Here is a 14172-nt window from a genome sequence, read left to right on the forward strand (position 1 = left end):
GCCCTCTTTATTTCCTTATATTACCTTGTTTATGGATTTTATGTATGAAAAAAAGCGAGTGACCGCATACAAAACAGCCCTTATTACACCTCTGAAAGAGTGCAATAGGGGCTATTAGGCGTTCCGTTGAAAGAGAATAACGGTTATTTTTTCTTAAGCAGCAAATATACAAAATACGGCGCACCGATGATAGCAACCATAATGCCAGCGGCGATGCCGTCAGGATCCACGATGTTGCGTCCGATCGTGTCTGCGAGCAGCAGCAGCCAGCCCCCGATCAATATGGCAATCGGAATGTACATCTGATTCCGCGGGCCAACCAACGCTTTGGCAATATGTGGGCCCATGAGTCCGATGAACGTGATGCCGCCTGTGACCGACACCGCGGATGCTGCAAGCGCTACGGCGGCCAGAAGCAGCACGATGCGCTCCTTCTCAATGGATACGCCGACGCCGATGCCCACGGGATCGCTTAATCCCAGCAGATTCATGCGCTGCGCTTTGTACAGGGTGAATGGAATCAGGATAATCAGCCAGGGCAGCAGCGCCACAATGAAAGGCCAATCCGTTCCCCATATCCCTCCAGCCAGCCACTTGGCGATAAAATCGACCTTGGTCCGCTCGGCAGATGATGTGAGCACAATCATGACGCCCGAGAGTGCCATGGAGAACCCGACACCGGTAAGCACCAATTTAACGGGCTGCAGGCCTTCGCCTTTTCGGAAAGAGAACAGGTAGATGCCCACGGCCGTTAGCACAGCTCCGATAAATGCCGCCAAGGGCAGCATGTAAATGAAGGAGCCGGCTTCGATCGGGAAGAACAGGAAAAATACGGCCACGCCAACCCCGGCACCCGAGTTAATTCCGATAATGCCGGGATCCGCGAGATCATTTCGGGTGATACTCTGCAGAATGGCACCCGATAAGGCCAGCGCCATTCCGGCCAGCAAAGTAATGAGCATGCGTGGCAGGCGTACATCGAAGATAATGAATTTCTCTTTGAAGCTGCCTTGGCCCAGCAGGGTTGGAATAATTCGGTCATAGCTAACGGACGAATAACCGAGACCCAAACCAACGAGGACAGTAACCACTGTAAGGATCAACAAGACCAGAAACGTAATGCGTTGTTTTCTTAATAACGATGGATGAATCATGACATTCCCCGCCCTCCTTTGCGTACGATAAACAGGAAGAAGGGCAATCCCATGATGGCGATCAGAGCGGCTACGGGTGTTTCGTAGGGAGCGTGCAGCGTTCGTCCGACCGTGTCGGCAAACAGCATGAAGATAGCTCCCACCAGGGCGGACATCGGAATGACATGGCGGTAGTCGGTTCCGACGATACCGCGGACGATATGGGGTATCATCAGGCCGAGGAAGGCCAAATTCCCCACCAACGCCACAGAGGTTCCTGCCAGGAGGACAATCACGACAAACAGGACGCCTTTGATAGCAGTTATGTTCTGTCCCAAACCGACGGCGACTTCTTCACTCAGGCTAAGGATGGTCAGCTGTCTTGATAACATGATGGCAATCATAATTCCAATGAGAATAAACGGAAATATCGTCTGCAGCTGCCCCCATGATGTGCCGATCACACCGCCTGCTGTCCACATGGACACATCCTTGGATATTTTAAAATAAATGCCGATTCCTTCAGCGATGGCGTACAGGAATGCGGATACGGCTGATCCAGCCAGCACCATCTGCAAGGGAGAGAAGCCGCCTTTTCGCATGGCTCCGATACCGAAGACCATCACGGCACCGACTGCTGCTCCGATGAAGCAGGCCACCATAATGCCAAAATAATTGGCAGCCGGCAGGAAAGCCAGCGTAAATGCCAGCGCCGCATTCGCCCCGCTGGTAAGGCCGAGCAGGCCGGGGTCCGCCAGCGGATTGCGGGTAATGCCCTGCATGATGGCACCGGAGACCGCGAGCGCGGCTCCGACCAGAATGGCGGCAACCTCACGGGGCAGGCGAATTTCGCGCAGGAGGGATAATTTCTCGCCCTCCATTGAGGTGGTAAGGGCAAACCATACATCCTTGATGCTGGTTTCAGCTGCGCCGAACACCATCGCAACGACAAACATGCCTATAAATACGATGATGCCCGCAATCAATTGGATGGAAAAAGGAATGGACCGTTTCGTAGGCATTGTCATGGAATCATCTTTTCATCTTAAAGTTGTAATATTCAATCTAAATAAGTCTAGCAAGGGCAGCCTATATCCTATTTGCCCAGAAAATGTTCCGTAATGAACTCCAACTGGTACTCCAGCGTGGTTGCATCATTAAAATAAATCCGGTTTCCGTCTGCTTCGAATACGCGGCCATTCTTCACCGCCGGGATTTGCTTATACGTCTCGGTTTGCTGGAAGGACGTATCGGCATCCGCAAATTTGCTGAAAATGACATAGTCGCCGGCATACTCCGGCAGCACTTCCGCGGAAAGGGCATAATAGCCATCCTTCAATGCCATCTCTTTCACTTTTTCCGGCATTTTCAGCTTCATTTCCTGATACAGGATTTCGGTACCGCGGCCCCAGTTATCGCCGTATACATAAAGCTGCTTATTAAAGCTCTCGATCACGGATACGGTTGCATCTTCTCCGATTTTGGCACGGATGTCCTCGCCGGCTTTTTGCGCCCGTTGTTTGAAATCGTCGATCCAGGCCTGGGCTTCTTTTTCTTTGTTCACAAGCTTGCCGATTTCAAGATGCTGCGTTAGATAATCGACTTTTCCGTAGGTGAAGGTCACCGTTGGAGCAATTTCTTTCAGCTTATCCACGTTCTTGATATTGGACAGGCCGATGATGAGGTCGGGATCCAGCTCGATGATTTTCTCCAGGCTTTCATCCGTAACTTCTTCGGCATCCTTGATTTTGTCCGCAAATGCAGGATTGGCTTTGGACCAGGAGTCAACGCCCACCACATTAACGCCCAATGCAAGCAGGTCGCCTACGTAGGAGGACAGCACAACCACGCGCTGTGGATTGGCAGGTACTTCGACGGGTCCGTTCTCGGACTCATATGTAATGGTCCCGGATGGAGTTTCGCTTTGTTCTGTTTTAGGTGTTTCGGCCGTTCCTGTATTGTTGCTGTTTGTCTCTGCAGGCTTGCTGCTGCAAGCACTAAGAATGAGCAGCAGCGCTATAAACGGGATGAGTAGTTTCTTCGTAGTTGTCGTTTTGCTCCGTTTTGAGTACATCCTCTTTTTCTCCTTTTAATAGATTGTATGTGATGCAGATCGGTTTTGCCGTGCGCGGATCGCGGCCGATCTCGGCGTCGATATGGAATACTTTCTTCAACACGTCGTGTGAGATGACGGCTTCCGGATCTCCGGCCTGAATGATGTCTCCGTCCTTCATCGCGATAATGTAGTCAGCGAATCTGGCGGCTTGATTTAAATCATGCAGAACCATAACAATGGTCCGCTCCTGCTCGATATTTAGCCTCTCCAGTAGTTCCAGGATTTCAAGCTGATGCGCCATGTCCAGATACGTGGTCGGCTCGTCGAGAAAGATCATTTCGGTCTCCTGAGCAAGTGCCATCGCAATCCACACCCGCTGTCTTTGTCCGCCAGACAGAGCATCCACCGAGCGATATTTGTAATCCTGGGTTCCGGTAACCTCCAGCGCCCAGTCAATCACTTCCATATCCTGCTTGGTCAAGCGGCCAAAACCGCGCTGATGAGGATATCGGCCGTAGGAGACAAGCTCGCCCACCGTCAACCCGCCCGGTCCTTCTGGAGTCTGGGGCAGAATGGCCAGCTTTTTCGCCAGCAGCTTGGTGTTCATCTTGGCGATTTCTTCTCCATCCAGAATGGCAGCACCGGACTGGTAAGGAATAATGCGGGTAACAGCCTTCAAAAGAGTGGATTTGCCGCAGCCGTTAGGCCCAATAATGGTTGTGATTCTTTTATCGGGAATATCTACATTAAGACGATTCAATATCAGATTCTCGCCGTAACCGACGCTTATTTGATCTGTACTTAGGCGAATCATCATTTCACCTCCAGAGTAGTTGGCTATCAAACGATAATGATTCTCAATTTCATCCATAAATATAATGGGGGGCCGCGTCGTTGTCAATAAATATCTTAATGGAAATTTTAAATAATATTCATGTTCATCCGAATAATATCCATATATAGATTGGTAGGGTGTTACATACCTATATATAGGCGAAATTGTGACAAAATGAATTTTTTCTAAATGTTTGATTGTAAAACGAAGAAAGGCAACGTATACTAATTGATAATGATAATCATTTACGTTATAAGGTGATCACAAACAGCCTTTTAATCTATAGACCGGGAGTGAAATGCATGAGTGGGAAAGAGATATTTGATGTAACGGTTATTGGTGGAGGACCAGCAGGATTATATTCTGCTTTTTATAGTGGACTGCGCGGCATGAAGACCAAGATTATAGAATATCAACCCATGCTTGGCGGGAAGGTTCACGTCTATCCGGAAAAAATGATATGGGACGTCGGCGGGCTGACACCCGTTCCGGGTGCGAAGCTGATCGAACAGATGGTCCAGCAAGGCTTGACGTTTAATCCCGAAGTGCTGTTAAACGAGAAGGTTGAATCGATTGCCCGCAATGAGGAAGGGTTGTTCGAATTACATACGGCGAATTCCGGCGTGCATTTGTCCAAAACGGTTATTGTGGCGGTTGGAGGGGGCATCCTGAATCCGCAGAAGCTGGAGATTGAAGGAGCCGAGCGGTTTGAGGTGGCAAATCTGAACTATACGGTGAAGTCCCTGCAGCACTTCAAGGGCAAAACGGTGATCGTGTCCGGCGGAGGAAACTCGGCCGTGGATTGGGCGAACGAGCTGGAGCCTGTGGCGAAGAAGGTGTACCTGGCCTACCGCAAGGACGAATTGTCAGGCCATGAAGCGCAGGTCGAGCAGCTGATGAACAGCAGGGCCACTTGCCATCTCAATACATCGATTACGAAGCTCATTGCTTCAGACAATCATGAGGTGATTGAACGGGTAGAATTGACCAACAATGCGACGGGGGAAGTTTCCTGTCTGGCCGTGGACGAAGTGATTATTAACCATGGCTATGAACGGGATATGTCGCTGCTGGAGAACAGCAAACTCGATATTCATCGGGTGGATGATTACTATATCGCGGGCAACGCAAGCTGTAACTCCTCCATACCGGGATTGTATGCCGCGGGCGACATCCTGCATTTTGACGGAAAGCTGCACCTCATTGCCGGCGCCTTCCAGGATGCCGCGAACGCAGTGAACAGCGCGAAGCAGTACATCGAGCCGGATGCCAAAAAGTACGCGATGGTCTCTTCGCACAATGATGTGTTCAAGGAGCGCAATCGCGAATTAGTGAAACAATTGATCAATTAGCGAAGCAGGCAATGTGCCTATGTTATTAAGTATAGAAGAGAAGCGAGGGAATCCCCGCTTCTCTTTTTTGTTTGTTTCTTTATTGTGTTTCTCTTGCGGATTTGTTCATGCCGGACTCGATCCAGTGTATGACCAGGCCGATATTGGCGGAGGTCATATACGCAATCAGGTAATCGCTCGGAATAATTTGATTATCACCTGCGGGCATTCTAAACGCATGTTTAGCAAACATATGCTCCTTCATGAACTCCCCGAATTGTCGAACGAAGGATATGTCCCCATTCGGGCCGATAATGGCTCGGAAGAAGGCGGCATGCAAGATGAGCTCCTCGAATATTTGTTCTGACGCTGGATAAGGCTCACCCTTTTCTGCATAGTCTCTGGAATCCCTGGGATCGATATGGACCACGATGTTTTCAATCTTCTGAAGCACCTCTTCTTTGATCTTATCCAGGCTGCTGGTTTACTGCTGGCTGGCCTAGCCTCCGGTTTCCTGGTATGGCATGGAGCTTGCTAACGGGGACCGAGTTTGGCTGATGTTGTGGCTTGCCGGCTCTGCTTTTTTCCTCCTTCAGTCGACCCTGCTCAACTGGATGGGAATCCCCGCTATGGGCATCTTGTCCTGATGTTCTTCTCGATGCCGCTTCTCAATATGGCACCGGAGTTTCTGCCGCAGGCAACGCAGAATTGGCTGTACTCATGGACGCCGCTGCGCTTTGCTGCTTCGGCTCTAAGAGATGTAATGTATTTTGACAGAGTTTCCGCATCTTCCGCGAATGCTGCCGTACTGTGGTCTGTCGCCGGAGGTTTCCTTGTTCTGCTGCTTGCCTCGGTGCTGAAAATCCGACTTTTTGAACACGCACTAATCGAATAGGCTGGCGAATGGGCAGTGTGGGGTGTGTACCCGCACTGCTTTTTGCTCTGCTTAAGCAGGTTGGACCATGTGGCCGGGAACATGGCAGAGGTGCTCAGCATCGTGACAGTCACCCTTTTCTTCAGGTGAATAAAATACTATCGTTCTTCATGATGACAGCCTGTATAATCCTGAATAAGGGAGTGTGAGCGTAAGTTGAGGATTAAAGTGATCATAGCGGACGATAACTCTTTTATCAGGGAAGGCATGAAAATCATTCTGGCCACGTTTGATGAGTTCGACGTGGTAGCAACGGTTGAAGACGGCCAGGAAGCGGTCGCCTATTGTGAAGCGCATGAAGTGGACGTGGCGCTGATGGACGTCCGGATGCCGAATCTAAACGGCGTTGAGGCCACGAAACAGCTCACGGAGCGTACCAAGACCAAAACGCTGATCTTGACGACCTTCGACGACGATGAATACATTACCGACGCGATCCTAAACGGCGCCAAGGGTTATCTGCTGAAGAATAACGATCCGGAACGGATTCGCGATGCGATCAAAACCGTGTACCACGGCCATCATGTGCTGCAGGACGTCGTGCTGGATAAAATCAAATCCGGGCTAAAGCCGGACAAGGAAGACAGCGGTACCAAGTTCGACCGGAGTCTGTTCACCGAACGGGAACTGGATATTATGGCGCTTATCGCCAAAGGGCTGGCCAACAAGGAAATCTCGAAGAAGCTGTTTATTTCCGAAGGCACGATTGCCAATCACATCACTTCGGTTCTCAGCAAGACAGGTCTTGAGCATCGAACCCAGATTGCGATTTTTTATCTGACGGGGGAAGTGAATAAGTGAGCGAACGCCGAAATTATGCCGAATCGTGGATCATCGGCTTTAAAACGATTCTGTTCCTGTATGTGATCGGCCAATCTTATGCCTCTGATCTTGCGATAACACCGTGGTATATCCTTGTCATTCTGCTCTACCTGTCCGTGAATGTATCCGTCTATATTTTCAAGAGCCGGAATGTACAGCCGTTCTTCATGGTACTGGCTGTTCTTGTTGTCGCGGCTTCCTCATTCTACATCCATCCGCTGTTGTTCATGCTGCTTCCCGCGAACCTGTATGAGCTGCTGTCTTTATGTCTTCGCAGGAGCTGGATGATCCTGATCCCCCTGATGGTTCCAGCGCTGATGGTGCCTCACGAACTTGTCATTACCTATGTCTTTATATCCGTTCTATCCTATATCTATCTCACGATGCTAAGAACTTTTGTAAGCCGAGTCGCATCCTATCAGGAGCAGAATGAGCATATGCATCTTGAACTGGATCGGCTGACCGAGCGGCTAAGCGAAAATAATGAGTACATCCGGCAGTTTGAATACATGTTCAAGCTGGAAGAGCGAAACCGGCTGTCTCAGGAGATTCATGATAAGATCGGGCATTCCATGACGGGTGCATTGATTCAGATGGAAGCGGCCAAGCGCTTGATGGCAGCGAATCCGGACAAGTCCGCCGAGCTGCTGCAGAATGCCATATCGATCTCCAAAGAAGGCATTGAGAGCATCAGGCTGGTCCTGAAGAATGTGAAGCCGCCTACGGAACAGCTCGGCATCAACCGGATGCGTTTATTTCTGGAGGAGTTCTCCGCTCAGCATTCGATCAAGACCGTATTGACGCATGAGGGCAATGTGGATCGAATCACGCCGCTGCAGTGGAAAATCATTCAGGATAACACCCAGGAAGCGTTAACCAACACGATGAAATATGCTAATGCAACGGCAGTCTCGTTACATATTGAGGTTCTGGGCACCATGATCAAGGCCAAGGTCAGCGACAATGGCAAGGGCATGCAGAAGGTCATCAAGGGTCTTGGGATCGTAGGCATGGAGGAGCGCGCAGCGGTCGTGAATGGAACCGTGATCGTAGATGGCTCCAGCGGCTTCTCGGTGACCACTTTGATTCCTTACAGCTAACACTCGGTAAGCTTGATTTGGCGGACTATGGAGATTGGACCGAGGGAATTTCCTCTCCCCAAAAGGGTGAGGATTTGGGTCCTCAACAACATGAAGATTCTCATGGATAAGGATGAACTTGTGCACTATCGCAAGGGCATCCTTTTTTCGTACGATACATACAGATCAAGTCCACCGGTTGATGCGTGGATAAATATGGAGGCGAAAAACGTATGAACGTGCTGGAGATCAAAGGGCTCACGAAGAAGTTTGGGGATTTCATAGCGGTAGACCAGTTGTCGTTGAATATACGGGAAGGCGAGATCTTCGGCTTCCTCGGCGCGAACGGAGCAGGGAAAAGTACGACCATCAACATCATATCGTCGCTGATGCCCATGACCAAAGGAGAGGTTCATATTCTGGGCAAGAATCTGTTGAAACATCGAAAGTTCGCGAAGCAGCAGATCGGCATGGTTCCGCAAGAGGTCGCGATATATGAGGATCTGACCGCCTATGAGAATGTTCATTTTTTTGCCGGATTGTATGGATTGAGAGGATCGGAGTTGAAGAGCAGGGCAGAGGAGGCCCTCGCCTTCGTCGGACTCAGCGACAAACATAAGATGTACCCGAAGAGTTTCTCCGGGGGCATGAAGAGACGACTGAATATCGCCTGCGCAATTGCCCACAGACCAAAGCTGATCATCATGGATGAGCCGACCGTCGGCATCGATCCCCAATCGAGGAATTATATCCTGAATTCGGTCAGGAAGCTGAACGAGATGGGCAGCACGATCCTGTACACGAGCCATTATATGGAGGAAGTGGAGGAGCTCTGCACCAGGATTGCCATTATCGACCACGGCAAGATCATAGCAGAGGGCACGAAGGCACAGCTGAAGGCCATCATCACGGACCAGAAGGATATCGGAATTGAAGTACAATCGGCCGCCCATCTCGAAGTGAGCAAGTTGGAGGAGATTGCAGGCGTCAAAGCGGTTGAAGTGAAGGGAAATATCGTGCACATCAGCTCCGATGCAGAGGTCAATAACTTGAATAAAATCATTCAACAATTCACGGCGCAAGGCATCGAGATTCGTTCCGTTCAAGCCTCTGAGCCGAATTTGGAAACGGTGTTCCTGACGCTGACCGGCAGGAGCCTCCGGGATTAACAGACCAGGGAAGAGGGGGTGGAAGGATATGAACGTACTGAGAATCGCACTAAAGGAGATGAAGATCGTCCGGGAGGTACGGATGCTGGTATTCATGCTGGCAACGCCCGTGCTGCTCATTCTGATCCTAGGGACGGCGCTATCGAGCGCTTTTAACGGCAGTACTGCGATTGGAGACATCAAGGTGTTATACCATGACAGCGGAACGGAACCCGCGCTTACGGAGCAATGGCAGGCATTCACGCAGGAGGCACAACGTTCATCGGGCATGCTCTTTGAGCAGGCCAAGGAAGGCATGAACGGACAGCAGGAAGTGAGAAACAATCGATACACCGGTTACGTGGAAATAGACGGTAATGGTATCAACTACGAGGGTAACAGCCGCAACAGCATAGAGAACGGGATTGTGCAGGGGATGTTGTCTGCATTCACCGACCGGTACCGGCTGTCAGCCGCAGCAGCGAAAATCGATCCGGAATATGAGAGCAAGCCGTTTATTGCGGAAGATGGAGGGAGGGGCTATGTGCTTGAGGCTTCCATTCAGGGAGCGAGGCAGCCGGGTTCACTCGATTATTTTTCCATTGCGGTCACCACGATGATCATTCTGTACAGCGCCTTGACGGCAGGCGGATTAATCGATAGTGAGCGAAAGCGTAACACCGCGCAGCGCCTATTGGCCTCACCGGTGACGAAAGCCGAAATTTTTGCCGGGAAAATATTGGGCACACTCGCGATCAATGCCGTATTTGTCATCATCGTTGTGCTGATCAGCAAGTATATGTTCAATGCGTATTGGGGTGAGAACCCCATCATGGTATTCCTGGTGTTGTTTACCGAGATCCTGTTTGCGCTCAGCCTCGGACTCGGCATCAGTTATGTGCTGAAAGGAAATGCAGCCGGGGCTGTCATCATGGTCATTATTCAACTGGCTGCGTTCTTTGGGGGAGGATATACGCCGGTTGCAAGCACAACGGGATTCATGAGGGAGGCTGCAACATACTCTCCCCTGCATTGGTCCAATGAAGCGCTGCTGCAACTCATCTATTCAAGCAATGGGTCGGCCGCCATGCAGGCGATGATGCTGAATGTCGGTTTTTCCGTCCTGCTGTTGGCCATAGCCATGATTTCGATGCGAAGAAGGGAGGGGCTGTAATGTTGAAGGATATGCTCTGGCTCATTCGTAAGACCATATTGACCTTGTCGAAGGATTATAAAAATCTGCTGCTCGTTATTGCGCTTCCCATTGTCGGTATTCTGCTATCCACCTTAATCTACAAGGGTGCCGGAGAGACTTCCGTTACCATTGGCATCGTGAATCACGACGTCGGACAGAAGGTCACGCAGGATACGATTGATTTTATCGCTCGCCTGGAACATACCGAAACATCGGTCATTAAGGAATCGGAAGCCGATGACTTGATTGTGTCGGGTGAGCTGGACGCGGTGCTGATCTTCCCCGAGGGGTTTGCCCAAAGTGTAATTCAGGGGGCACCCGAGCCGGTCCGGCTCGAATCGATTAAGGGAGCTCAGGTTACGGGGTATGTCAAATCGTATCTGAACGCGTACGTCCAGAATATTTCATCCATGGGGGTTATAACGGGTGGCGATACCGCCGCGTTTAACGACTTATACAGCGGTTATCACAGTTCAACGTTTCAATTATCTACGGCTACGATTGCGGATCAATCGGCCAATCATGATATGACCAACCGGACGATTGGATACTTGGTTGTGTTCATGTTATTTTCTGCCGTGAATCTATCGGCATTGACAATCCGCGATCGTGAGAACCGTACGTACTATAGACTCTTATCGTCGCCTATTACGGCCCGCAGTTACGTCTTCTCGAATGCTATCGTGAACATCGTTCTGATGATGATCCAGATTGCCGCCACCTTGTTTGTTATGACCCGATTCTTTCACATCGAGCCAGGCATTCCGTTGTGGCAGATGTTCCTGATCCTGTCGCTGTTCGCTCTGGTCGCGGTTAGTTTATCGCAGGTCATTGTCGCGTTCTCGGACAGCACCATGATGGCTAACGGAATCCAGACGATGGTAATCATGCCGACTTCGCTGCTGGCAGGGTGCGTATTCCCGCTCTCCGTGATGCCGGAAGCGATTCAGCGAATCGCCGATTTCCTGCCGCAGTATTGGCTGCTCGATACGTTTGGCAAGCTTCAGCAAGGAAGCAAGCTGAATGACATCATGCTAAATGTGGCGATTCTGCTGGCTTTTGCTTTGGCCTTATCGCTGACTGCTACCTACAAGTTTGGGAGAAATAGAGATACACAGAGCTATATTTAAATTTAATGGTGAGGTCACCTTGTACTGCACATAGGATGGCCGACTATAAGCGATCAGGGGCTTGCTTAACCAGCACAGCTCCTTTTTTCATTAGTCTAAAACCCGTTCTTCCGGCGAAAAATCTATTGGAAAAAAATGAACAAAGCTATTTCATCTGGAGTTACTCCATGGTTTACAATGAGTTCAGGATACAGGATCTGGTTGAAACGTTGAACGATCGGGGGATGGAAAATGTTGAGTAAAGCGCGAAGTGCCTTGCGCCAAGCCTTTCGCTTCACTGCTACCGGACTGACTTTAGGGAAGAAATGGCGTCTGGCTCTTCCTGGTCCGATCCTGTCAGTCGGAGGAGTGCTCATCCACAATGTGTTCTTGAAGTATTACACGGATATCATCGGTCTCAGTCCGAAGTATGTCGCTTGGGTGTACATTATCTATAACATCTGGAACGCGATTAACGACCCGGTGCTGGGCGTATGGATCGACAGAATGAGGCATCGCGCGCACCGTGGGAAATATGTCTATATCATGAGGGTGACGGTGCCGTTCATGATCGTTGCCTCCTTCCTCATGATGCTGTCTAATCCCGCATGGGATCAGTGGTTAATCTTTCTGCTGTATACCGGGTTGTTATTTATTTACGACACAGCTGCAACCGCTTACAGTATAGCCTATCAATCGTTATCCGCAAGCGACAGCCGGCGTGCTCTTAGCATACCGTTATGATCATGATAACGGCAGTTTAAGTATAGATTTCGTTTCATCCGTTGGTGAGACATTGATTTACCATCCCCATCTGGAATCGATATCCAAGGGCGGCGTGGCGGTTGCCGGTACGGACGCCTATCAAATCGAGCTGCGTCCTTTCCCGGATTCGAAGAGCGGCATCTTGGCGATCACCGTTCCTGATCAAGGGAATACGATTACGGTTACGATAGGGAGATGATGTCAAGGGGGCCGCAACGACATGGCAGGCATTTCAATAAATAAGTCGGCAATAAGAAGAACCATGAGGTTAAGGCGAGGCGGGACAGACTAGAGCGGCGTAGCGCTTGTGTACAATGTAAAAAGGCAAGCCAACAAAAATAAGCAGGGCGTCCCTTGTTCTGATTCCCGATAAGGAAACAGTCATCAAGGGGACGCCCTCTCGGTTCTTTCAGAACGTGACCAATCCCATCGCTTTTTTGGCGGCAAGCAGTGTTGGGACTGCGGTTTCGGAAGCCCGCTTCGCTCCGTCCATCAAAATGCGATCAAGCTCGGAGGAATTCACGATTTGATGGAACTTCTCCTGGATCGGCTGAAGTTTTTCGATGACCACCTCGGCCAATTCTTTCTTGAACGTGCCGTATCCTTGGCCTTCATACCGCTTCTCAATCACAGGGATGGCTTCCTCGGAGAATACGGAATAAATCTCGATCAGATTGCTGACCGCCGGCTTCTGCTCCCAGTCGTGCCGGACCTCGCCTTCGGAATCGGTGACGGCCTTGGAGAATTTTTTGCGGATCTCCTCCGGCGTATCCATCATGTGGACGCAGCTGTTCTTGTTCGGATTGCTCTTGCTCATTTTCTTGGACGGATCGTCAAGGCCCATGATGCGGGAGCCAATATCCTGAATGATCGGCTCGGGAAGCGTAAATGTGCGTCCATACCGGTTATTGAAGCGCTCGGCTACATCACGGGTCAGCTCCAGATGCTGCTTCTGGTCGTCACCGACAGGCACATGCGTTGCCTGGTAGAGCAGCACATCAGCAGCCATCAGGACGGGATACGTGAACAACGCGGAGCTTACCGCTTCCTGTCCTTCGGATTTCTCCTTGAACTGGGTCATCCTTCTTAATTCCCCGAAATGCGCTTGCGTCTCCAGCAACCATCCGAGCTCGGCATGCGCAGGGACCTGTGATTGCAGAAAGATCGTCGCTTTATCGGGGTCGATGCCCGATGCGATGTACAGAGCGGCAATGTCCCGCGTGCGCTGGTGCAGTTCCATGGGATCCTGATAGACCGTTATCGCATGCAGATCCGGCACAAAGAAATAGGACTCATACTCATGCTGCAGCTTCACATACTGACGGAGAGCACCTCCATATCCGCCAATATTCAAATCTCCACTCGGCTTGATACCTGACAATAATCGTTTCATAACACACCTCCTGATTGTTTGCGAACAACACAAAAACACCTCATCCCTCTATGGGACGAAGTGTAACTCCGCGGTACCACCCGAATTCGACTGTACGGTCGCTCTTTAGCATGACGTGGAAATGGGGAAAAACGCACCATTATTCCTGCCATATCTCCCCAAATAACGGTGGAGAGCCGTCAAGGCCTACTGCTCCGGCACAGAGCGGAGGTTCGGGTTGAAGCCAGAAGATCCATTCACTTATTCCGGGGTACCGGGCCTCGCACCATTCGCCGGTTCGCTTGGACCTCGAGAGATAAGCTACTATTTCTTCTCATAGCCGTGTGGTATGTTGTTCTTAAATTCATCAGCGCTGCTCTTTTCAAATGTGAA

General features: G+C 50.4%; 15 protein-coding genes and 1 other annotated feature. Of the genes, 9 read left to right on the forward strand and 6 right to left on the reverse strand.

The annotated features are described in order from the left end of the window. Positions 1-143 precede the first annotated feature (143 nt). From ABEW73_RS17315 to ABEW73_RS17330, 4 genes are all read right to left on the reverse strand, one after another. Entirely contained in the window at positions 144-1154 is a 1011-nt protein-coding gene (locus ABEW73_RS17315) for a FecCD family ABC transporter permease (RefSeq protein WP_339268837.1), read from the reverse strand. After that, positions 1151-2161: a FecCD family ABC transporter permease gene (locus ABEW73_RS17320; RefSeq protein ID WP_430166544.1), complete on the reverse strand. Its 1011-nt coding sequence runs from the start codon at positions 2159-2161 to the stop codon at positions 1151-1153. Before ABEW73_RS17320 ends, ABEW73_RS17315 begins: the two co-directional genes overlap by 4 nt. 68 nt (positions 2162-2229) lie before the next feature. Beyond that, complete coding sequence (locus ABEW73_RS17325; RefSeq protein WP_430166545.1) at positions 2230-3207, reverse strand: iron-hydroxamate ABC transporter substrate-binding protein; 978 nt, start codon at positions 3205-3207, stop codon at positions 2230-2232. After that, the gene (locus tag ABEW73_RS17330; RefSeq protein WP_430166546.1) at positions 3131-4003 is read right to left on the reverse strand and encodes an ABC transporter ATP-binding protein; all 873 of its coding nucleotides are present in this window, start codon (positions 4001-4003) and stop codon (positions 3131-3133) included. Before ABEW73_RS17330 ends, ABEW73_RS17325 begins: the two co-directional genes overlap by 77 nt. A gap of 323 nt (positions 4004-4326) precedes the next feature. Here ABEW73_RS17330 and ABEW73_RS17335 point away from each other — a divergent pair, with 323 nt between their 5' ends. Further along, the gene (locus ABEW73_RS17335; protein WP_430166547.1) at positions 4327-5376 is read left to right on the forward strand and encodes an NAD(P)/FAD-dependent oxidoreductase; all 1050 of its coding nucleotides are present in this window, start codon (positions 4327-4329) and stop codon (positions 5374-5376) included. A 79-nt stretch (positions 5377-5455) separates the two neighbouring features. Here the strand turns inward: ABEW73_RS17335 and ABEW73_RS17340 are convergent, their stop codons facing one another. Then, positions 5456-5809: a TetR-like C-terminal domain-containing protein gene (locus ABEW73_RS17340; RefSeq protein WP_430166549.1), complete on the reverse strand. Its 354-nt coding sequence runs from the start codon at positions 5807-5809 to the stop codon at positions 5456-5458. A 96-nt stretch (positions 5810-5905) separates the two neighbouring features. Here ABEW73_RS17340 and ABEW73_RS17345 point away from each other — a divergent pair, with 96 nt between their 5' ends. From ABEW73_RS17345 to ABEW73_RS17380, 8 genes are all read left to right on the forward strand, one after another. Next, on the forward strand, positions 5906-6250 hold the full coding sequence (locus tag ABEW73_RS17345; RefSeq protein ID WP_430166551.1) for a hypothetical protein: 345 nt from the start codon (positions 5906-5908) through the stop codon (positions 6248-6250). A gap of 195 nt (positions 6251-6445) precedes the next feature. Beyond that, a complete protein-coding gene (locus tag ABEW73_RS17350) occupies positions 6446-7090 on the forward strand; it encodes a response regulator (protein ID WP_430166553.1) in 645 nt (214 codons plus the stop codon). Next, positions 7087-8211, forward strand: coding sequence for a sensor histidine kinase (locus ABEW73_RS17355; protein ID WP_430166555.1), 1125 nt, complete (start codon positions 7087-7089; stop codon positions 8209-8211). The genes ABEW73_RS17350 and ABEW73_RS17355 overlap by 4 nt, the downstream gene beginning before the upstream one ends. A 212-nt stretch (positions 8212-8423) precedes the next feature. Then, positions 8424-9359 (forward strand): ATP-binding cassette domain-containing protein, encoded by a 936-nt coding sequence (locus ABEW73_RS17360; protein ID WP_430166557.1) that lies wholly within the window; start codon positions 8424-8426, stop codon positions 9357-9359. 28 nt (positions 9360-9387) lie between these two features. Further along, positions 9388-10512, forward strand: coding sequence for an ABC transporter permease (locus ABEW73_RS17365; protein WP_430166559.1), 1125 nt, complete (start codon positions 9388-9390; stop codon positions 10510-10512). Continuing rightward, positions 10512-11663 carry an ABC transporter permease gene (locus ABEW73_RS17370; RefSeq protein WP_430166561.1) on the forward strand — a complete coding sequence of 384 codons (1152 nt, stop codon included), beginning with the start codon at positions 10512-10514 and terminating at the stop codon, positions 11661-11663. Before ABEW73_RS17365 ends, ABEW73_RS17370 begins: the two co-directional genes overlap by 1 nt. Positions 11664-11894: 231 nt before the next feature. Next, a complete protein-coding gene (locus ABEW73_RS17375) occupies positions 11895-12386 on the forward strand; it encodes an MFS transporter (protein ID WP_430166563.1) in 492 nt (163 codons plus the stop codon). After that, positions 12364-12606 carry a hypothetical protein gene (locus ABEW73_RS17380; protein ID WP_430166564.1) on the forward strand — a complete coding sequence of 81 codons (243 nt, stop codon included), beginning with the start codon at positions 12364-12366 and terminating at the stop codon, positions 12604-12606. The genes ABEW73_RS17375 and ABEW73_RS17380 overlap by 23 nt, the downstream gene beginning before the upstream one ends. 210 nt (positions 12607-12816) lie before the next feature. On the opposite strand, the gene trpS is transcribed toward ABEW73_RS17380, so the two are convergent. Continuing rightward, positions 12817-13800: a tryptophan--tRNA ligase gene (gene trpS, locus ABEW73_RS17385; protein ID WP_430166566.1), complete on the reverse strand. Its 984-nt coding sequence runs from the start codon at positions 13798-13800 to the stop codon at positions 12817-12819. 48 nt (positions 13801-13848) lie between these two features. Continuing rightward, positions 13849-14126 (reverse strand) — a binding site (T-box leader). Positions 14127-14172: the final 46 nt, after the last annotated feature.

The sequence above is a fragment of the Paenibacillus lautus genome, assembly GCF_050482385.1.
GTDB classification, from domain to species: Bacteria; Bacillota; Bacilli; order Paenibacillales; family Paenibacillaceae; genus Paenibacillus_AQ; species Paenibacillus_AQ lautus_B.